This is a genomic window from Flagellimonas allohymeniacidonis (assembly GCF_004296335.1).
Lineage (GTDB): Bacteria > Bacteroidota > Bacteroidia > Flavobacteriales > Flavobacteriaceae > Flagellimonas > Flagellimonas allohymeniacidonis.
In genome coordinates this window covers 988,500-1,009,474 of record NZ_SGIU01000002.1, presented here as the reverse complement: position 1 = coordinate 1,009,474, position 20,975 = coordinate 988,500, and the positions used below count along the sequence as shown (strand labels likewise).

At 41.4% G+C, this 20,975-nt stretch carries 15 protein-coding genes; 7 read left to right on the top strand and 8 right to left on the bottom strand.

Annotated elements, in window-relative coordinates:
• A complete protein-coding gene (locus EW142_RS12950) occupies positions 1-2,022 on the bottom strand; it encodes a PorP/SprF family type IX secretion system membrane protein (protein ID WP_130614493.1) in 2,022 nt (673 codons plus the stop codon).
• Positions 2,023-2,027: 5 nt separating this feature from the next.
• Positions 2,028-4,289, bottom strand: a complete 2,262-nt coding sequence (locus tag EW142_RS12945) for a T9SS type B sorting domain-containing protein (protein WP_130614491.1) — start codon at positions 4,287-4,289, stop codon at positions 2,028-2,030.
• A gap of 259 nt (positions 4,290-4,548) precedes the next feature.
• Between EW142_RS12945 and EW142_RS12940 the strand changes: the two genes are divergently transcribed.
• Positions 4,549-6,234, top strand: coding sequence for a glutamine--tRNA ligase/YqeY domain fusion protein (locus EW142_RS12940; protein ID WP_130614489.1), 1,686 nt, complete (start codon positions 4,549-4,551; stop codon positions 6,232-6,234).
• A gap of 212 nt (positions 6,235-6,446) precedes the next feature.
• Here the strand turns inward: EW142_RS12940 and EW142_RS12935 are convergent, their stop codons facing one another.
• From EW142_RS12935 to EW142_RS12920, 4 genes are all read right to left on the bottom strand, one after another.
• Positions 6,447-7,373 carry an SPFH domain-containing protein gene (locus EW142_RS12935; RefSeq protein ID WP_130614487.1) on the bottom strand — a complete coding sequence of 309 codons (927 nt, stop codon included), beginning with the start codon at positions 7,371-7,373 and terminating at the stop codon, positions 6,447-6,449.
• Between the two features lie 75 nt (positions 7,374-7,448).
• Positions 7,449-8,540 carry a hypothetical protein gene (locus EW142_RS12930; RefSeq protein WP_130614485.1) on the bottom strand — a complete coding sequence of 364 codons (1,092 nt, stop codon included), beginning with the start codon at positions 8,538-8,540 and terminating at the stop codon, positions 7,449-7,451.
• Positions 8,541-8,726: 186 nt separating this feature from the next.
• Complete coding sequence (gene gltX / locus EW142_RS12925; protein ID WP_130614483.1) at positions 8,727-10,232, bottom strand: glutamate--tRNA ligase; 1,506 nt, start codon at positions 10,230-10,232, stop codon at positions 8,727-8,729.
• Positions 10,233-10,267: 35 nt separating this feature from the next.
• Positions 10,268-11,332 (bottom strand): alkane 1-monooxygenase, encoded by a 1,065-nt coding sequence (locus EW142_RS12920; protein ID WP_130614481.1) that lies wholly within the window; start codon positions 11,330-11,332, stop codon positions 10,268-10,270.
• A gap of 73 nt (positions 11,333-11,405) precedes the next feature.
• Between EW142_RS12920 and EW142_RS12915 the strand changes: the two genes are divergently transcribed.
• The 6 genes from EW142_RS12915 to EW142_RS12890 all read left to right on the top strand — a co-directional run bounded on the left by EW142_RS12915 (position 11,406) and on the right by EW142_RS12890 (position 19,293).
• A complete protein-coding gene (locus EW142_RS12915; protein ID WP_130614479.1) occupies positions 11,406-14,825 on the top strand; it encodes a hypothetical protein in 3,420 nt (1,139 codons plus the stop codon).
• Complete coding sequence (gene ybeY / locus EW142_RS12910) at positions 14,818-15,237, top strand: rRNA maturation RNase YbeY (protein ID WP_130614478.1); 420 nt, start codon at positions 14,818-14,820, stop codon at positions 15,235-15,237. The genes EW142_RS12915 and ybeY overlap by 8 nt, the downstream gene beginning before the upstream one ends.
• 2 nt (positions 15,238-15,239) lie before the next feature.
• A complete protein-coding gene (mnmG, locus tag EW142_RS12905) occupies positions 15,240-17,108 on the top strand; it encodes a tRNA uridine-5-carboxymethylaminomethyl(34) synthesis enzyme MnmG (RefSeq protein ID WP_130614476.1) in 1,869 nt (622 codons plus the stop codon).
• A gap of 89 nt (positions 17,109-17,197) precedes the next feature.
• Entirely contained in the window at positions 17,198-17,740 is a 543-nt protein-coding gene (locus EW142_RS12900) for a hypothetical protein (protein ID WP_130614474.1), read from the top strand.
• On the top strand, positions 17,718-18,548 hold the full coding sequence (locus EW142_RS12895; RefSeq protein WP_130614472.1) for a class I SAM-dependent methyltransferase: 831 nt from the start codon (positions 17,718-17,720) through the stop codon (positions 18,546-18,548). The genes EW142_RS12900 and EW142_RS12895 overlap by 23 nt, the downstream gene beginning before the upstream one ends.
• Positions 18,549-18,786: 238 nt before the next feature.
• A complete protein-coding gene (locus EW142_RS12890) occupies positions 18,787-19,293 on the top strand; it encodes an OmpH/Skp family outer membrane protein (protein WP_130614470.1) in 507 nt (168 codons plus the stop codon).
• 44 nt (positions 19,294-19,337) lie between these two features.
• On the opposite strand, the gene EW142_RS12885 is transcribed toward EW142_RS12890, so the two are convergent.
• Positions 19,338-19,733 (bottom strand): DoxX family protein, encoded by a 396-nt coding sequence (locus tag EW142_RS12885; RefSeq protein ID WP_130614468.1) that lies wholly within the window; start codon positions 19,731-19,733, stop codon positions 19,338-19,340.
• Positions 19,734-19,743: 10 nt separating this feature from the next.
• Positions 19,744-20,895: a DNA polymerase III subunit gene (locus EW142_RS12880; RefSeq protein ID WP_130614466.1), complete on the bottom strand. Its 1,152-nt coding sequence runs from the start codon at positions 20,893-20,895 to the stop codon at positions 19,744-19,746.
• Between the last annotated feature and the right edge of the window lie 80 nt (positions 20,896-20,975).

Genomic DNA, 20,975 nt, shown 5'->3' with positions numbered 1-20,975 from the left:
TTAACTGGTGTAGTTTGGTTTGATTCGCACGATCCACATTTCGTCTTCGTACGAATGGTTTAGTTCGTTGTAATACGAGGTTAATGCATTGGTCCAGGTATCATGTCTTTCTATATAGACATACCTTTTTCCGTCAACGGGATTGACGAAGTATTTGGCTTCAACACCTTCTGATTTCAATTTTCTTACGTGTCTCCTGGCTTCACTGCTCCGGTCAAATACCTCAGCAACGATGTAGAAGCCCGAACCAATACCTCCAACCTCAAAGGTTTTTACCATATTCTTTTTGGAAAACCTTTTCTTTTTGGGTTTGGCAAAGGCTACTTGCGATGTATTGGAAGACGGATTTTGAACGGTCATTACCCACATGGGGCCGTCAAACTTCCCATCCACGTTGCCCTTAAATTTTTTAGCTATTTCTCTTCGTGAACCCGAACGTTCCACATAGACATATTTCAAGTCGTTCTTTGGGTTGACGAAATAATCGGCCTCAATCCCCCGAGCGCGCATTTCACCAAGAAATCTGTTCAGGTTTTCTTCGTTTCGAAATACATTGGCAATGAGGTAATGTCCATTTTCAACATTGGGCATGTCAAATTCCTTATGTCGCGTGAGCACCTTTTTGGTAGATCTTCGCGAAGCTGTATAGGTTCTATCTTTTGTAGAGCTTTGATTATTGAATTTTCCTTTGGAGCTTGAATTGTCCAAACGGATGACCTTTTTAGTGGACATGGTGTTGGCAAGCCCAGAATTGGAAATCGGACGGGTGTTGTTTTTTGCAACAAGCCCCGTACTATCCATATTGGTGAAGTATAGTTCCTCAGCGCGCTTTTCTAGGTCGGGCCGTTCCCCGTTGGTCTCTCGCCTTACCATTTTCATAACGGTTTCAAAACGTCGCTCCAAGTCTTTTCTTCGTGTAGTCTCGATAGAATCTTGACGGAATAGCAATTCATCAAGAATGGCATCATTTTCAGCTAATTTTTCTCTGAGCTGTGCGATTTCCAAGTCCTTTTCTGAAAGGGTCAGATTTTCAGTGGGAGTTTCATCGTTTTCCACCAATTCCTCACCATCTTTTTCCAAGAGAACTCTGTCTTCCGTTAGGTTCGGTGTGAAGGAGTAAGCAAGGGAAACCTCATGGCTGACGCCAAAGTTTTCAAAATTGTTGGTCAAGCCTTTTTCAACCGTATATCCAAGGGAAAGGTTTTTGTTCAAATTAAAGCCTAAACCTGCTGATGCTCCATAAAAGTCATCATAACCAGCTTGTACCCAACCCAATTTGGGAAGGTCCATAACAAGACTACCTCCTAAGGTTATGTCCTCTTCTCCAACCATGCGAACCCTTGCCAAAGGCATTAATCTACCTTGCTCCAAAATGCCTGCACCGTTTTTAAACTGATGGGTATATTGAATATGACCGGAATAGGTTTTTTCATTGAAATCAGTGATGGATTCACTGTTTTTTAAGTTGTAATCGAATAAATTCTCGGCAAATCCACCAAAGTCAAATTTTCCAAAAGAAATGTTGAAACCTGGCTGAAAGAGTATCAAGGAACTACTTTCCAGAGAATTCAAGAAAGGGTCATCTTCAACTGCGTTAGCCCTATTTTGGTTAAAAGCACTTTGATAATATGAGAAATTGGCGCCAAAGGTGAAGTTACTTTTTGGACTAAGGCGAACACCATATGCGTAATTGGCATGCAGTCCGAAGTTATTGAAAAGCCCTTCTCGATTGGTAAACAAACTTAAACCTACACCGCTGCGGTCTCCAACCCTACCACTATAACTCAGAAAATATATTTGGTTATTGTCATCAAAAGATACCGATTGGTTTCTATGAAAAAGATTGATGTATGACTTGTCTTCCCGAACCGTTGAAAATGTTGGGTTGATCAAGAACCTATTAAACTTTAGCAAGTTCTGAGAAGGCACATCGTAAACCACAAAAGGGTTTTCCTCTTGTGCCTTGAGCCCAGAGCATAGCAATGTCAATAGGAGTAGTAGTATAGGTTTGTTGAGGCGCATTCTACTTATTTAATGACTGTAATGGTTCCTTGTTTTAAGCTTTTTCCTTCTTTGGTTACTTTATAATAAAAAATCATATTCTGTTGGCTGAAAGAAGTGGTCGATTCAGGCCAGTTGTTTTCATAATTAAACTGGCTGAACACTTCCCTTCCTCGTTCATCAAAAATGGTCACCAACACTTGGGGGTCTCTTGAAAAGGTATTGGGCAACACCCATAGGTCATTGATTCCATCGCCATTGGCAGTGATTACATTTGGAATGGCAAACGTATCCCTGAAGGATACCGTTATTACACGGCTGACACTACAGTTACCAAAATCAGCAACCAAAAGATATTCTCCTTCTTGGTCAAAACTGAACGAATCCAACGTGCCCAGCAAGTTGTTATTGGCGTCGAACCACTCATAGGAGGAAGCACCACTTGCCGTAACCGTTTCGGTTTCACCTTCAATTATTATTATGTTTTCAGGACTGTCGAGAACAAGTAATGATTCATCAAATAGCTGAATTTCAATTTCATTGGAAACAATGGGGCAAGCATTCGTACGGATAACCAATTGATAGGTTCCTACCTCTGTTGCAACTAAGACTTCATTGGAGGTGTCCACAACAGTTCCGTTTCGTTGCCATTCAAAAGTTTCGCCAGAAAGCGCCCTAAATGTGTTGATAGTAATAGGGTCTGCCCCTACACATAATATTGTACTATTACTGGCAATGTTCAATATTTCGTCAGAAGCGAGCCTTACCTCTAAGGTATTTGAGGCCACATTATAAGTGTTCAAAACACCATTTAGCACATATTGTCCATTATTGGATTGGTCAGAAACCGTTAAAGTTCGGGAGGTTTCTCCACCGAGGGTATTTCCTTCGTAAGACCATTGATATGCAAAAGAGCTTTCCAAATCAGAGGTCACATTGGTTTTCGCCCCCAAAGCACTAACTGCGTTAATGGTAGAAAGATTCAGAGTAGCTTCGGTATTTTGACAAGGGCCATACGAACCTACAAACTCAACAACGAACTCAAAGGAATCGGGAGAGGCCACGGTGGTGCTTTCTGAATCTACGGGTGCTCCGGCACACGGCCCTCCAGTTTCAGTGACCCTAACAAAGTACACTCCTGTATCATTAATGTTCAAGGTGCTATTCGTCTCACCGGTGATGGGCGTTCCGTCTTTGTACCACTGATAGGTAGGCGTTGAAGCCGTAGTGGTGACTGAAAGAGTTGTGTTCTGTCCTGGAAGAAGCACAATATCCGCATCGTTCTGCCTTGTCACTTGAAGTGAACCCAGATTTTGAATGGTAACGGCCGAAGATCTTTCCAGACAGGTAGAAGGCCCCTCAATTTCTACTTCATAATTTCCTTCAAAACCGGAAACGGAAGTATTAATGTTAAAGGTATGTCCTTCCAAAGTCGGCCCAGCTACGACGGAACCATCTTTGTACCAAGTATAGGTTAATCCTAAACCTGAAATATTTGATACCAGGGTATATGGGTCGCCTGCACACAGGCTAACCGTACTTGCACCATTGATGGCTATGCCGGAGGCGCTCCCTGTTGTAATTTCGATAGTGTTGGACTGAGTGTTGGCTGAACCGGAACAAACAGAGCCGTAGTCCAGTTCCACATAGTACATACCGGGTGTTGACACGGTAATTTCATGTGACTTTTCGCTAAGCGGCGTGCCACTACGATACCAATTGTATTGGTAAGTTTCCGGATTGGGAATGTTATGGGCGGCCAGTGTTACTGAGCTACCGCTGCACTGTTGGATGGTACCTCCAGGCGGAATTGTTCCATTTCCATCCTCACTTATCAAAAGTGGACTATCAAAATCTACATAGTGCATAGGATAAGCCACGGAGGGAGGGCTGGTCTTGGCCGGATTCGTACTTCTGACCCTCATCCTGTAGTTTTCTCCCCTAGTGGTGGTAGGAACGGCAAATTGAAAGTCAAAATCAAAAACAGTGTTCTTGTCAGTGACGCGATCTAGCTCCAAAGGAGAACCAAAGTTACCGTTGGAATCGGAAAGCTCTAAAATGAATTCGTTGTTGGAAGCCACAAGTGGAGGGCTCCAAGTGAAGTTCACAAAATATTCGTTGAAACTGTCGGAAGCACAGGCAGCGGTCCAAGCGGACGTAGTTCCTAAATTTGGGTTAGGTGCGGCTTCGGGCTGGTTGAGTACCTGAGCGTTTATGCCCATCGGACTCAATGCGATTAGCACAATGGCAATAGCTAGAATGCTAAATGTTGAACTAGTTTTTTTCATCAGCGTTAGTTTTAAGAGGTTGTTGACAATAATGCCCCAAAATGTGCCCCTTAAGATGTTCAGTTGTTGAAAGCGCCGAGACGCTTTTGTTCACATATAGTATTCCAATAACAAATATGACTTTATTTTAATGCTATTAAAAGATATTGTTGTGGCCCTTCGCAAAAGTGTTGTGAAATGGCTTTCTTTGTATACACCATGGGTAGAATAATAGCTACGAACCTAGGATTTTGCTACATTTGCGCTTCAATTTTGGATTATGGAAGAAGAGGTAAAGTCGCTGAATTTTATCGAGCATATCATTGAGGAGGATCTCGAGAAAGGATACTCCAAAGAAGAGTTACGATTTAGATTTCCGCCAGAACCCAATGGGTATCTTCATATAGGCCATGCCAGTTCAATTTGTTTGAATTTCGGTTTAGGGGAGAAATATAATGCCCCGGTCAACCTGAGATTTGACGATACGAACCCCGCCAAGGAAGAAAAGGAATATGTTGAGGCGATTAAAAGAGATGTTGAATGGCTGGGCTACGAATGGGAGTCAGAGCGCTACGCCTCTGATTATTTTCAACAGCTGTACGATTGGGCCGTAGAGCTTATTAAAAACGGCAAAGCCTATGTGGACAGCCAGACCTCAGAAGAAATAGCAAAGCAAAAAGGCACTCCTACCGAACCAGGGACTGCAAGTCCATATCGAGATAGACCCGTTGAGGAGAATTTGCGGCTATTTGAAGCAATGAAAAATGGTGATTTCAAGGAAGGAGAGCACGTTTTGAGGGCTAAAATTGACATGGCTTCTACCAATATGTTGATGAGAGACCCGGTCATGTACAGGGTACTTCACAAGGCACATCACCGCACCAATACCGATTGGTGTATTTATCCATTATACGACTGGACACATGGTGAAAGTGATTATATCGAACAAGTATCCCATTCCCTATGCACTCTGGAGTTCTTGCCGCACAGAGAGCTTTACGATTGGTTTTTGGACCAATTGGTATCAGAGGATAGGTTAAGACCAAAGCAAAGAGAATTTGCACGTAGGAACTTGAGCCATACGGTAGTGAGCAAGCGCAAGTTGCTACAATTGGTGGAGGGAGGCCATGTCAGCGGATGGGATGACCCAAGGATGCCTACTATATCGGGTTTGCGAAGAAGAGGGTATACACCAGAATCTATTCGCAATTTCACGGACACCATAGGTATTGCCAAAAGGGAGAATGTTGTGGATGTTTCCTTATTGGAATTTCATATCCGTGAACATTTGAACAAGATTGCCCCAAGAGTTATGGCAGTTTTGAATCCGTTGAAACTGGTCATCACGAATTATGGAGAAGGTAAAGAGGAGTGGTTGGATGCAGAAAACAATCCGGAAGACGAATCAGCTGGAAGCCGAAAAGTTCCATTTTCAAGGGAGTTGTATATAGAGCAGGAAGATTTCAGGGAAGAAGCCAATCGGAAGTTCTTTCGATTGAAGTTGGGGGGAGAAGTACGGCTTAAAAACGGATACATCATTAAGGCGGAGAGCTGCACGAAAGATGAAGCAGGCAATATCTTGGAAGTGCAGTGCACCTATGACCCTAAAAGTAAAAGCGGTAGTGGCACGGAAGAAAGTCTTCGAAAGGTAAAAGGTACTTTACATTGGGTGTCCATTCCACATGCCATTGAAGCCGAGGTGCGTTTATACGATAGGTTGTTCAACGACCCTACCCCCGATTCACATAAGGACAAAGACTTTATGGAATTTGTAAACCCTGATTCGCTTACCAAGCTTACAGGATATTTGGAACCTAGTCTGAAGAATGCGCAAATTGGAGACAGATTTCAGTTTCAGCGTCTGGGCTATTTTAATGTGGACCTTGATTCAACTAAGGACAACTTGGTTTTCAACAGAACGGTTACCCTTAGAGACACATGGGCAAAATTGGACCAAAAAAGCTAGCATAACCTTTTCCTATCTTAAACAAAATACCCATAGGTTTTTCTGATTAAAACAAGGCCTATATATGGGCTCTGAGAGTATTTTAAAAAAAGAAAACCCAGCAGTATATTTTCGTTTAGAACAATACACTGTGGGCTTTGTTTTGCGTTTTTAGTCTAGGCAAAAGACAAAATTAGAATTTCTTTGGACCAAGCCCTATTTGCTATAAAGACCTACTCCTTTTTTGGGACATTTGTCTTTTTCATTTGCTCCCCGATCATATTGCTGGCCGTAAAAGAAGCTACCATATCATTTAACATGTCGCTGCCGGCTTGGGGTGAATTCGGCAATAGTATTAAGTTGGTATTGGTTTCTTCACCGATGGATTGGAGGGTATCGTAATGTTGCGTTACCACAATCAAAGCTGAGGCTTCTTGAGAATTGATGCCCACTTTGTTCAGGACCTCCACGGATTCTTCGAGGCCTCTGGCAATCTCACGACGCTGATCAGCAATACCTTGGCCCTGAAGACGCTTGCTTTCGGCTTCTGCCTTTGCCTTTTCCACGATTAGGATTCGTGCGGCATCACCTTCAAATTGAGCTGCAATTTTTTCACGTTCGGATGCATTGATTCGGTTCATAGCTTCTTTTACTTGTGCATCAGGATCAATATCGGTTACCAAGGTCTTTATAATATCATAACCATATTCCAACATTGCATCTTGAAGCTCTGCTTTTACGGCAATGGCGATATCGTCCTTTTTTACAAACACGTCATCCAACTTCATTTTGGGTACCTCGGCCCTTACAACATCAAACACATAGGAGGTAATCTGGTCGTGTGGATATTCCAATTTGTAAAATGCTTCATAGACTTTACTTCTTATGACCACATATTGCACCGAAACCTTAAGTTTTACAAATACATCATCTAGAGTTTTAGTTTCAATGATAACATCCAACTGTTGAATTTTAAGGCTTAACCGCCCCGAGATACGATCTACTAAGGGTATTTTCATTTGAAGGCCTGAATTTCGTATGCTTTGAAATCGTCCAAAACGTTCGATGATTACTGCAGTTTGCTGTTTAACAATGAAAAAAGCTGAGATAAGGACAATAAGTCCAATAAAGATAATAGGGATGAATATTAAGTTGCCCATAAGAAATATGATTTTAGAATGAAGATTAAGGTACAAAACCCATACAAATAATGTGTATGAAAAGAATGGATTTTGTTACAAGAAGAGGGGAATTCTAAGTCGGATTCCTGTTTGAAGGTCCGGCACATTGTTGACCAACATGTCCTGCTGAATAAAAATGGAAAATTCCGTCTTCCCTGTAATCGAATAAATAAGCGTCCAGTAGCTGAGAAATTTATAGAGATGCCTTGATGCATCATGCCAACGGGCTATTCGTGTCGGAGATGAAGGCACATAATAACCCTCCTCCTTCTTGTTGTTGTAGGGTGTTTGAATCCTATAGTTAAGGCCGAAGGAGTGAAACCTTTCCCGCTTGTTCTTTATTGAATATTCAATATGACCTTCAAAGCTTCCGAAGAACCTACTGGTGCCAAGGTCAGGTTGGTTTTGGTGAAAGACTAGGGCATCTTTCCCCATTAGGTTAATTCCAAGGCCCATAAGTAAGTTGCTTTTTTGGGTTAAACGCACTTGTCTAAATCCAGCCAATGAAACCCCGAGGTCTAGGGAAGTATTGAATCGACTAAGGTTCACCCCTAAGTGTGTTCCAAAATTTAGAGAAACTGTATTTTGAAACGCTTTCTTATAGAAGTACAGTACTGCTTCTATTCCAGAAAAAACAAATTCACCCTGAGATATCTTTAATTCCCTTCCATTTCTGTCCGTATAAGCTATTGCTGCTTTGTCTAAACCAATCTGTTCACGGGCAAAAGGATCATCACCTCCAGCCACGGTTTTATGAAAGAATTCAATAAATCGATCGCCCGTGATTGTGCTGAAAGGGAAGGTTCCATCCATCAAAACAAAGGAACGCCCCGTGAGGCTCAAATCACTTTGTTTTCCAACAGGAAGCGTGTAGGTCATTCGAATATCTTTGATTATGCCGTCGTATTGAATTGAATACGAATCGGAGGGGGATGTGTCCTGGTCAAACTCAAAAATGCGACTAAAGAATACAATGTCTTCTATCCTAAGGCGATCTCCTTCTTCCAAGGGGATGAATGTGGTTACGGGTTGCCCCCAAATGTTGCCGCTATTAATTTGCAAATCTATTGACCCCACTCTATCTGGGACCGCTTTGAAATTGTGTGGCAGGGTGTAAAACAAAATACCTAAAGGATGGGTTGGCAAAATGTTAGGTTTGGAGATACCATTTTTTAGAGGGAAGTTGTTAGCAACGTCTTGCGAATTAACGTTCTGACAAAGGCATAGAATTCCCACCAAGAGAATTGAGCGCAAAGGCGGAAAACATGTGCGCATAATATTGGTTCAAAGGTTGATTACCCCTAAATGTAATAAATATTTCTCCTAAAGCCCTCAGGCTAATGTGCTTAGCGCATTTTTGATACGGCTTAAACTTTCCTCTTTACCTATAAGTTCAAGAATGTGGAAGAGGTGGGGCCCCTTAAGATCACCAACGATAACCAAGCGAAGAGGAGCCATAACCTTGCCCAGCGGTAGGCCGGTTTCATTTATCCAGCCCTTAACCATCTGTTCTACGTATTCAGAGGTAAAGCTGTCCAAGGATGACAGGAAAGAAACCAAGTTTTCAAGTATTTGTTGGGTGTTTTCTTTCCATTGTTTTTTGACTGCCTTTTCGTTGTAGCTCGAAGGCGGCACAAAAAAATAATCTCCAAGGTTCCAAAAATCGGAAACGAAAGTACTGCGTTCCTTAATAAGCGAAACTACGGTTTCAAGATACGATTTGTCTTTTTCAAGTATTGATGGATGTTGTTGTCCTTGTGTTGAAACAAACAGTTGTGCCAATTCTGAATTGCTCTTCTGCTGAAGGTATTGATGATTGTACCATTTTGTTTTTTCCGGATCGAACCTCGCACCAGACTTGTTGACTCTTTCTAGTGAAAAGGCTTCTACCAATTCTTCCAAGGAAAACAACTCTTTTTCAGTGCCGGGATTCCACCCTAACATAGCTAGAAAATTGATGACTGCACCAGGAAAATAACCTGTTTCTCGATACCCTATCGATTCATTCCAGGAAAGTGGGAAAACGGGAAACCCTCCTTTTTCGCCATCCCTTTTGCTCAATTTACCTTTCCCGACAGGCTTCATGATCAAGGGCAAATGGGCAAATTCTGGCGCTTCCCAACCAAAGGCATCGTATAACAATTGATGCAGGGCCAACGACGGCAGCCATTCTTCTCCCCGTATTACATGGGAAATCTCCATCAAATGGTCATCAACAATATTGGCTAAATGATATGTGGGCATACCATCGCTTTTGAACAGTATTTTATCATCAAGAATATTGGTGTCAATTTTGATTTCTCCTCGAACGATATCGTTTAGAATCAGTTCTTTATTTTCTGGAGATTTAAATCGAATGACATAGTCCTCACCGGCGTTCAACTTTTTTTGAACCTCGTCCCCAGAGAGAGAAAGAGAATTGGAAAGTTTTAAACGATTGTGCCAGTTGTAGATGAAAGTTTTCCCCTTGGCTTCGTGATCTTTTCTGTGAAAGTCCAAGGTCTCAGGGGTGTCAAATGCATAATAGGCATGGCCTTTTTCTATGAGTTTTTGAGCATAGGAATAGTAATGCTCTTTCCTTTCACTTTGGCGGTAAGGACCAAAATTGCCTTTTTTTCCAGGACCTTCATCAAATGGAATGCCGCACCAATTTAGAGCTTCAATGATGTAGTCTTCGGCTCCTTCAACATAGCGATTTTGATCGGTATCCTCTATACGCAGCACAAACGTCCCCCCATGCTTTTTTGCAAATAGATAGTTAAACAGCGCGGTTCGAATACCGCCAATATGCAAAGGACCTGTAGGACTTGGAGCAAAACGCACCCTAACGTTGGACATAGAAGTCAAATTTAGCCGCAAAGGTATAAAAAGCCTTAGGCCAGCGAAAGCGAATCCTGATCAGGTTTCATTTCTTTTGGAATCCGTTGGTTCATGATGTGGAACCATAAAGGCGGAACGAATGAAAGTACCATGGAGGTCGGATAACCATACGGCATTTGAGGAGAGATATCATGATAGTCCAACAGCTGATACTTTTTTGCGGATTTATAATGGTGGTCGCTATGGCGGGTCAATTCATAAAGAACGATTCTTCCTATTACGTGATTGCTGTTCCAAGAATGGCTTTCGCGTACACGTTCGTATCTCCCTGAGGACAGTTTTTTACGCATCAAACCGTAATGTTCAATATAATTGACCGTCTCCAACAACAAAAACCCGATGACTCCTGCACCTAGGGCAAACCATAGACCTATAAAGCCGAACAGAAAATAGACCAGAGCCAAATAGGCTACTTGGAATAGGGTATACCAGAGCATATCATTTTTTATGGTAAAAAAGGAAAGCCCATCTGCTTTCAATAGCTTGGACTGTATCTTCCATGCGCTGAAATACTGCCGGAATACCGAGGTGAACCAAAAGGAATATACGGATTGATTGTATCGGGCCGTAGCAGGGTCTTCTTTGGTGGCGGCATTGGCATGATGACCAAAATTGTGCTCAATATAAAAGTGCATATATAAGGAGGGCAGCAATAATAGCTTTCCCAGAAAGCGTTCCGGGGTTTGCTGGCGATGACCAAGTTCGTGCCCAACATTTATTCCGTTGACCCCTAGAACGATTCCGATGGAAAAGACCAAGCCAATAATTTCATGGAGATAAAGCTCTGTGTTGGACACTTTCCAAAGGGTAAAAAACAGAAAACCAAAGACTATAGGGACATTAAAATAAAGCATCCAATCAAAAAATTTGCTTTTTGTCTTCGTTTCCCTTTCTTCTTCGGATAGGTTGGAAGCATCTTGAGGAAGTAGCAATTCCATTACGGGGATGATGACAAAGGCATAAAATGGGGTAAAAAAACTCCAATAATCCAATAATAGGATGCTAAGGGCTGCCGAAAGAGGAATGGTCATGGCAGCCAAGTACTTTAAGTCTCTCATAGCCATGTTTTAACAAAAAATTTTCAGGGCATTTTGCCGGTATCGGGTATCTTGGTAATAAATATAGTGGATTTTGGATAGTTACAACAGGATACTTGAGAAGTTAAGCCAGTTTATAACCAAGTATTACACAAAACAACTGATAAAGGGAACCTTACTTTTTTTAACCCTTGGTGTTCTCTTTTGGTTAGCTGTGCTTACCGTGGAGTTTGCATTATGGTTGGACACCCGATGGAGGGTCTTGCTTTTTACTGTGTTTGTGGTAATTGAACTGTTCTTGATTTACAAGTTTTTATTGGTTCCGCTTGCCTATCTTTTGAGGTTTCGAAAAGGAATTTCCACAAAGGAAGCATCAAAATTGATTGGAAAACACTTTCCTGAGGTGGATGATAAGCTTTACAATTTGTTGCAATTATCTGAAAGCAGGGAGAAGTCCGACCTTTTAGTGGCCAGTATACAGCAGAGAGCCGATGGCTTGGGGCGGGTTCCTTTTACCCAAGCGATCAATGTTAAGGAAAGCTTGAGCTATGTGAAGTATGTGATAATTCCATTAGGTATACTGGGCATCATTTGGGTGACCGGGAATGTCGGGGAGTTTTTTAATTCTCACAAACGCGTGGTCAATTATGATTTAGCATATGAACAACCCGCACCGTTTCAGTTTCGTGTTCTGAATGAAAGTTTGGAGGTGCTCGATAATCAAACCTTGACACTACAAGTGGAAATAGTGGGTGAACTTACTCCTGAGGAAGTATATATTGATATAGCCGGAGAAAGACTTTTAATGAAAAGACAATCTGGGACATTTACCCACAGGTTCCAGGCCCCAGTTGTGGATACTGACTTCTATTTGACGGCGAATGGATGGGGCTCAAGGACTTATCATATAAGTAGCATCAAGACACCCGCGCTGATTGATTTTGAAATGAAACTCAACTATCCAGGGTACATCAAGAAGAAGGCCGAGGTGATAACCGGCACGGGGAATGCAGTGGTGCCCGAAGGCACTAGGGTTGAGTGGAAAATATTGGGAAGAAACATAGATAGCATAACCATGCATCAAATCGATACCAGCTTCTTCCTAAAAAAAGCCGCCAAAGGATTTGTTATAGCTAAATCAGTGTATGACGATTTGGAGTACGCGTTGAGCACATCTAATAGCCGGGTACGGAACTTTGAAAGATTAGAATATTCTCTTGGCATAATAAAGGATGCAAGACCCACAATTAAGGTGGAACAAATTTTGGACTCTATCAGTCCGAATCAATCTTTTTTTACAGGCCAAGCAGCGGATGATTATGGCTTGAGCGAGATCAGGTTGGTTTGCTTCCCTGTGGATGATAAACAAAATGTACAACGCATAGTGTTAGATCGACCGAACACCAACGTTCATCAATTCTATTATACCTTCCCTTCAGGCCTGGCACTTATTGAGGGAAAGGAGTATAGACTCTATTTTGAAATCGTTGATAATGATGGAATTAGAGGAGGTAAGAGCACTAGGAGCAAGACGTTTAAGACAACCCTATATAATGATAAACAACTGAAAGACAAAGACTTAGAGTTTCAAAATACGGTTATTGATAATTTGGATAAGTCGCTGGAGAAATACAAGGAGCAGCAAGAAGAGTTACTGAAGTTGAATAAGGAACAAAAAGAAGAGAACGGTTTTGATTTCGAGGATAAAAATAGGATTAAGGATTTTTTGCAAAAGCAAGAAGAGCAGGAGCAGTTAATGGAGAAGTTTAGCCGGCAGTTAAAAGAAAGCCTAGATAAGGAAAACTCTGATAGTGAGCGTAATGAAATGTTGAAGGAACGGTTGGAGCGGCAAGAATTGGAGGCTAGAAAGAATGAGAAACTTTTGGATGAGTTGAATAAACTTGCCGATAAAATTGACAAGGAAGAACTGAAGAAAAGGCTTGATGAATTAGGTAAAAAACAAAGTTCCGGTGCCAGAAACTTAGAACAGATTTTAGAGCTTACCAAGCGGTACTATGTCTCAGAGAAGATGGCCCAAATGGCTAAGCAGTTAGATGACTTATCGAAAGAACAGGAGAAGTTGGCTAATGAGGAAGTGAAGCAGGAAGTGGAAATGCAAAAGGACCTTAAGGAAGAGTTTGACCGGCTTGCCAAGGAGTTGCAAGAGCTAAAAAAGGATAATAAAGGTCTTAAGAAGCCGATGGAAATTAATGTTTCTGAATCACAGGAGGAAGGGGTAAAACAAGATCAAGAGGATGCTCTGGAAGAATTGAATAAAGGGGATGATGGAGAGGAAAAAGGTCCGGAAGCTCAATCGAAAAAACAACAAAATGCATCGCAAAAGCAGAAATCCGCATCGCAAAAGATGAAAGAAATGAGCAAAGCGTTGCAGCAGGGCGCTATGTCTGCTAGCGGCTCCAGTGATACCGAAGATGCCGAAATGCTCCGACAAATTCTGGATAATCTGGTTACCTTTTCCTTTAATCAAGAGAAACTTTTTGAGTCAATAGAAGATGCCAATGTTGATATTGCACAATTCGCTAAAACGGTGCGGGATCAAAAAGAGTTACGAAGATTGTTTGAACATGTAGATGATAGTTTATTTGCGCTTTCACTTCGTAGGGCCGAGCTATCGGAATTTGTAAATGAGCAAATAACGGAAGTGTATTACAACATTGATAAATCCTTGGAGAGCATTGCCGACAACCAAATTTATCAGGGAGCATCGTACCAACAGTATGTGGTTAATGCCACAAATAGTTTGGCAGATTTCTTGGCCAACATTTTGGACAATATGCAGGAAAGTATGCAGTCTGGTCAAGGGTCTGGTCAAGGCAGTCAGGATTTTCAATTACCCGACATTATACAAGGTCAACAGGGCTTGCAAGAAAAAATGAATGGTTCTGGAAAGGAGGGCAAGAGTTCTTCTAGTGGCCAGGAAAAGGGGAATAGTGGAGAAGGAAAGAATGGTAATCAAGGTAAAGAGGGAGAAGGTGGCAAAGACGGCAAGAATGGAACGAAAGAGGGTACGGGACAAAAGGGGTCTGGCTCAGAGGGAGGTCGAGGCGGTACAGGCGAATTGGGAAATGAAGGGGAAATGGAGCTCAGTAAGGTATATGAGATCTATAAGGAGCAGCAGTTTATCAGGGAGCAACTGGAAAAGCAATTAGAGGACATGATTCGAAATGAAGACAGAAACCTGGCCAAGAAGCTTATACGTCAGATGGAGGATTTCCAAAATGATTTGTTAGAGAATGGCATAACACAGAGAACCAAGGACAAGGTAAACAGAATTCAGCATGAACTGCTAAAGCTTAAAAACGCCTCTTTGAAACAGGGTAAAAAGAAAGAGAGGCAGAGCAGTACCAATGAACAGCAATTTGCGAACCCTATTACGACCAGACCAGACCTGCTTAAAGACTACCAAAACAACATTGAAATATTAAATAGACAAGCGTTACCTTTGCGGCAAAATTACGAGAGAAAGGTCAAGGTTTATTTTAAGAATGATTGAATTTCATTTTGAGTCGGACTTCAAGCTTGATGACAAAACCAAATATTCCGATTGGGTAAATAGAGTAATTGAAGGCGAGGGCTTTAGGGTTGGTGATGTTTCATATATCTTCAAGGATGACGATGGGCTACTTAGAATCAATCAGAGTTATTTGAACCATGATTGGTATACCGATATTATCACTTTTGATTACGTTCAGGGAAGGGTGATTTCAGGGGATATTTTTATCTCAACTGAGAGGGTAAACGAGAACGCTAAGGAGTATCAGGTAGATTTTGAAGAGGAGCTTTTGAGGGTTATGGCGCACGGCCTATTGCACCTGATGGGGTTTAGTGACAAGGATAATGATAGTAGTGTTGTTATGCGCGAGAAAGAGGATGAAAAGATTAAATTGTTCCACGTGGAACGTTAGCTATGTTTGAAAAGGAATATGATGTTATCGTTGTTGGAGGCGGCCATGCAGGCGCGGAAGCTGCTGCTGCTTCGGCAAATATGGGTTCACGCACACTGTTGATTACAATGAACCTTCAGACTATAGGGCAAATGTCTTGCAATCCAGCCATGGGCGGAATTGCAAAGGGGCAGATTGTTAGGGAAATTGATGCATTGGGCGGATATAGTGGTATTGTAACTGATAGGTCTGCCATACAGTTTAAGATGCTCAATAAGTCTAAAGGTCCGGCCATGTGGAGCCCGAGAGCTCAGAATGATCGGATGCGGTTTGCGGAAGAATGGCGTAAAATGTTGGAGGAAACCCCAAATGTTGATTTTTATCAAGAGATGGTTTCAGGCTTATTGGTTGAAGGTGACAAAGTGGTTGGTGTGCGAACCTCGTTGGGAATAGATGTTAGATCCAGGGCTGTTGTACTTACGAATGGAACTTTTTTAAATGGACTTATCCACATTGGAGAAAAGCAATTTGGAGGAGGAAGGGCAGGTGAAAAGGCCGCTACCGGAATCACGGAGCAATTGGTCGATTTTGGATTTGACAGTGGTAGAATGAAGACGGGCACGCCACCGAGGGTTGATGGCAGGTCGTTGGATTATTCCAAAATGATAGTGCAACCAGGTGATGAATATCCCGAGAAATTTTCCTATTTGGACACCGTAGTGTTGAATGAGCAGAGGGATTGTTATATGACCCATACCAGCAAAATGGTACACGATTTACTGCGCGAGGGATTTGATCGCTCCCCAATGTTCAATGGTAGAATCAAAAGTATTGGCCCTCGGTATTGCCCATCCATTGAAGACAAAATTCATCGATTTGCCGACAAGGACGCTCATCAGATTTTTGTGGAGCCTGAAGGGTGGCATACGGTTGAGGTTTATGTAAATGGTTTTTCCACCTCTTTGCCCGAGGACATTCAGTTCAAAGCCTTGAGCTCAGTAAAGGGATTCGAAAATGTAAAGTTCTTTAGGCCTGGGTATGCCATTGAATACGATTATTTTCCTCCCACTCAGCTCAAGCATACTTTAGAAACTAAGCTTGTGAAGAACCTTTATTTCGCGGGTCAAATCAATGGAACCACTGGATATGAGGAAGCTGCATCGCAAGGTCTTATGGCAGGAATAAATGCCCATTTAAAGATTAGTGAAAGGGAACCCTTTATTCTTAAAAGGGATGAGGCCTACATCGGCGTGCTTATTGATGACCTAATTACCAAAGGGACGGAAGAGCCGTACCGAATGTTCACTTCAAGGGCGGAATATCGCACCCTTCTACGCCAAGATAATGCAGACCTTAGACTGACCCCTCGAAGTCATGAGTTGGGCCTGGCTAGTGAGGAAAGATTGAAACGGATGGAGGAAAAGCAAAAGAAATCCAATGAATTCATCAATTTCTTTAAGAAAACAAGTTTTGCTCCTGATGAAATCAATCCAATTTTAAAGTCGGTAGATTCAGCGCTGGTAAAGCAATCAGATAAGCTTTTTAAAGTTTTTTCTCGACCAAGAGTTACCATGGAACATATGTTAACGCTGGAATCAGTATCCAGTTTTGTTTCTGAAAATGAACTTAAGAACGAAGTTTTGGAGCAGGCGGAAATTCAGGTGAAGTACGCGGGGTATATCGAAAAAGAGAAAACCAATGCAGACAAACTTCACAGATTGGAAAATGTAAAGATTCCGGATAATTTTGACTATACCAAGTTGAAATCTTTGTCATTTGAAGCAAGGGAAAAATTGGAGGCTATTCGACCTGTTACTATATCGCAGGCATCAAGAATTAGTGGAGTTTCTCCTTCAGATATAAGCGTGCTTTTGGTTTTTTTGGGCAGGTAACTGAAAATTTGTTCCACGTGGAACTTTTCTTGTGGTATTGCTGAAGGATTGGCGTAATTTTTGATTTCTTTTTGGCCAACCAAGCAGCCATGAAGAGATTTTTTCTAGTAATCAGTTTAATTTCCTTTTTGAGTTCTTGTGTACCTCTTAGAATTGCACTCAATATAGAAGACTATAAGATTGTAAAGGGCAAAAGATTTAGAAGAGGCTTGCCAAAGAAAGATTTGTTCATATTCGAAGACCCAAAAAGGGCGGATGAATTCTTTCATTATGTTCACACAAAATTTGATCTAAAGGGCACCTATGTCGATATCAATGTTCCATTTCAGATTAACGGCAATCAGTATTTCTTTTCATTTTATGAAACCGATATTCCAGATAAGACCATTAACCTTGTTCCTTTGGTGGCAGATGCGCTACTAAGCAGCGCTGAAATGGGTCCAATGTTTGAAGAAGTGCACGAGTCTCGAAACGGGAATTACTATATAGCCATTGAAGCTTATGATGAAAACGGTGAAAATTGCTTGAGCCAAAATTATGTATTACGGAAAGAGGTTATAGCGTATCTTTCCCAATTGAAACAAGAATATTTGAATACGAGCAACTACAATGAAGTTGTATTTAAAAACTAAGGATTATTCGGTCTCTGGAGAAGACTTTGAATTGATCTATGACAAGGAGAAGGAAATGTTGGTAACAACCCCCGTTCCCCAAAACTTGGATAAATACTATCAAAGCGAAAACTATATTTCCCATACGGACTCGAAAAAGTCATTGATTGACCGTTTGTATCAGGCGGTGAAGCTTTGGAACCTGAAAAAAAAGGTACAAATAATTGATAATCAAATAGTTAAAAGGAAGTCAATCCTTGATTTTGGTGCGGGAACAGGAGATTTTTTAGCGTTTTCAAAAGCAAAAGGTTTTGAGGTTTTTGGGATTGAACCCAACGCTAGCGCGAGGCGGAGAGCCCAAGAAAAAGAAGTGCAGCTGGTACCAAATATACAAGAGCTGGCTCAGAAGAAATTCCAAGTGATTACCCTGTGGCATGTTCTGGAACATCTTCCCAATGTTGATACCCATATAGAACAATTAATTCCTTACCTCGAAAACGAAGGTGTTTTAATTGTTGCCGTTCCCAACTATAAATCTTGGGACGCGAAACATTACAAATCGTTTTGGGCAGCCTATGATGTTCCCAGACACCTATCCCATTTTTCCAGAACAGCCATTGCTCAGATTTTTGATAAACATGGACTTAAGTTAGTTTCAATTCGCCCCATGATTTTTGATGCTTTTTATGTATCCATGCTATCTGAAAAATATAAGGGGAGCAATCTGCATTTTGTAAAGGGGTTTTTTAAAGGACTGTGGTCAAATCTTAATGCCTTATTTACAAAAGAGTATTCTTCTCTGATTTATGTATTAAAAAAGCAAGTTTAGCCATTTAAGCTTTTCTTATTGCATACTTTTAATGCGCCGTGCATATTGTCTTAAAGAAAAACCAAAACGCTGGCTGAGGCCCTATTTTCAAACCAAACCAAATAGAAATAATCAATTGGAACTTTAAAAATCCATAAACAATCTCTATGGGACTCCTCTGGAATATCCAAAGCATTGAAAAACTTAACAGCTGCATTAAAAAAGCTTTTCTATTTTTGCGCATCTTTAAATCTCAGAAATGAAAAAACTTACCGTACTTATTTTTGCAATGACGGCAATATCCTGCCAGCAGAATAAAATTGGCTTTGTAGACAATGTAAAACTTCTGGATGGTTATCAGGAAAAAGTTGATGTGGAGGCAAAGTTCAATGTCAAAGTTGATGGATTAACCAAGAAAAGGGACAGTATTTCAAAAGCCTTTCAGTTGGAACTTCAAGAATTTCAATCCCTTGCCCAAAGCATGTCCCAGAAAAACGCCCAAGAACAATATAACCTTCTTCAGCAACGGGGGCAGTTTGTTGCCCAGCAATTGCAGCAGGAAGAGCAAGCTTTACAGCAGAATAGTCAAACCGAAATGGATTCGTTGGTAAAGAAGGTAAAGGACGAAATAAAGTCCTACGGAAAGGCCAACGGGTTTACCTACATTTTAGGTGGAGGTGATGGAGGTAGCGTGCTTTATGGTGTGGAAGCGCAAGACTTAACCGATGAGCTTCTTCAAATTTTGAACGACAAGTACAAAAAATAGATTGCCCAAAATTAGCATTAGGCCCATCCAACAGATGGGCTTTTTTATTGCACTAAAAAAAGAAGGATAATGGCAGGCACAAAATAGATGACAATGGTTCTGGCGCCGTCATAGTCTTTGGCAACACGTTGTCCGAAAAGCAACAGCAAAAGGGTTACACAAGATAAAACGGCAGTTGAAAAAGCGGTCGAACTTTGTCCATTACTGAAGAACTCAAAGATGCCAACCACCCCCATAATGCCCACCGCACATTCCAAGATGAGGACTATGGCCAAAAGCATTGGTACAAGACTTTTTAAAAAGGTCTTGGAGAAATGACCCTTTAACCAGCCCATATTTCCGTTCCAGTCCAAAATCTTATCTATCCCACTTTGCAGGAAGGTAATGGCTAAAAAGGCCAATAATAGTATTTGAGTGGGATGTTGTGAGAAATTTTCCATGTAGATGATTTTATGCAGCTTTACTATGAAGCAATCGAGTTAGTTTAATGGAGAGGTCGGTAAAAATAAGTTTGGAATTACCATTGCGTTCCACGTGAAATAGAGCAGTTTCAAGTTCTTTAACGATATCAAGAATATTGTTTTCATGAACAAAAGGAGCGAATTTTTTCAAGTCAAAACCCTCAACATGCAGTTTTAAATAAACCAGGGAATCGGCCTTATAGTTCATTAACATGGCCTGCCGCATCACGGTAAGGCAGTATTGAATAAACTTTTTTTGCACTTCTCTACCTGTTTTCGAGACTTCGTCGCTCCAAAGGATAAGTTCATGAACCGCACCCTTGTTGCCTTTGGCTTTAAATGCGCTTCGCACCCATTGTACAAACCAGCGCTCAAAAACTAAATCTTCTGAATCCTTGTGAAGCAAATCCAGAGCCTTGTTGTAGTTCCCGTTGGCCTCATGCGCAATCGAGATAGCCTCCGGCTCCAAAACGCCTTTAACCTTTAATGCATTAAGAATGACACCTTCTGCAAGTGGTGGAAAATGAAGAATCTGACAACGAGACCGGATGGTGTTGATGATCTGCTCCTCATCCTCAGCAATTAAGATCAGAATAGTATTATGGGGTGGCTCCTCTATAAGTTTCAACAACTTATTCGAGGCAGCAATGTTCATTTTTTCGGCCATCCAAATGACCATGACCTTTCGCCCACCTTCATAGGACTTTAAGGATAACTTCTTCACGATATCATGGGCTTCATCCACACCAATTTGCCCTTGTTTCTTTTCAATCCCAATGGCGCGATACCAATCAAACAAATTGCCATAGGGTTGCTCATGAACAAATTTGCGCCAGTCCTCCAAAAAGTGATTGCTAACGGCATGTGATTTCACCTTATCAGAATTGGAAACAGGAAAAGCAAAATGAAGGTCGGGATGCGAAAGGGAGGCGCACTTTAAATTACATGCCTCATTTCCACCCTCATTTTCTCCATTCGAATTATCACATAGAAGGTATTGGGCGTATGCAATCGCCATGGGCAATGTTCCGCAACCTTCTGGGCCAACAAACAATTGCGCATGGGCGACCCGACCATTGTCTGCAGTTGCAGCCAAATGATTTTTAATATGTTCCAACCCCAATACATCTCGGAAGAGCATAATCCTTAAATAAAGGTTTTGATAGCCAAAGGCACTATCGAAAGCCTAAAAATATAACAAATGTTCCTCAATGGAAAAGA

Coding starts and splice junctions, on each gene's coding strand:
- mnmG (WP_130614476.1), top strand. CDS start 15,240: ATGTTTGAAAAGGAATATGATGTTATCGTTGTTGGAGGCGGCCATGCA.
- EW142_RS12895 (WP_130614472.1), top strand. CDS start 17,718: ATGAAGTTGTATTTAAAAACTAAGGATTATTCGGTCTCTGGAGAAGAC.
- EW142_RS12945 (WP_130614491.1), bottom strand. CDS start 4,289: ATGAAAAAAACTAGTTCAACATTTAGCATTCTAGCTATTGCCATTGTG.
- EW142_RS12890 (WP_130614470.1), top strand. CDS start 18,787: ATGAAAAAACTTACCGTACTTATTTTTGCAATGACGGCAATATCCTGC.
- EW142_RS12885 (WP_130614468.1), bottom strand. CDS start 19,733: ATGGAAAATTTCTCACAACATCCCACTCAAATACTATTATTGGCCTTT.
- EW142_RS12950 (WP_130614493.1), bottom strand. CDS start 2,022: ATGCGCCTCAACAAACCTATACTACTACTCCTATTGACATTGCTATGC.
- gltX (WP_130614483.1), bottom strand. CDS start 10,232: ATGTCCAACGTTAGGGTGCGTTTTGCTCCAAGTCCTACAGGTCCTTTG.
- EW142_RS12935 (WP_130614487.1), bottom strand. CDS start 7,373: ATGGGCAACTTAATATTCATCCCTATTATCTTTATTGGACTTATTGTC.
- EW142_RS12900 (WP_130614474.1), top strand. CDS start 17,198: ATGAAGAGATTTTTTCTAGTAATCAGTTTAATTTCCTTTTTGAGTTCT.
- EW142_RS12880 (WP_130614466.1), bottom strand. CDS start 20,895: ATGCTCTTCCGAGATGTATTGGGGTTGGAACATATTAAAAATCATTTG.
- ybeY (WP_130614478.1), top strand. CDS start 14,818: ATGATTGAATTTCATTTTGAGTCGGACTTCAAGCTTGATGACAAAACC.
- EW142_RS12920 (WP_130614481.1), bottom strand. CDS start 11,332: ATGAGAGACTTAAAGTACTTGGCTGCCATGACCATTCCTCTTTCGGCA.
- EW142_RS12940 (WP_130614489.1), top strand. CDS start 4,549: ATGGAAGAAGAGGTAAAGTCGCTGAATTTTATCGAGCATATCATTGAG.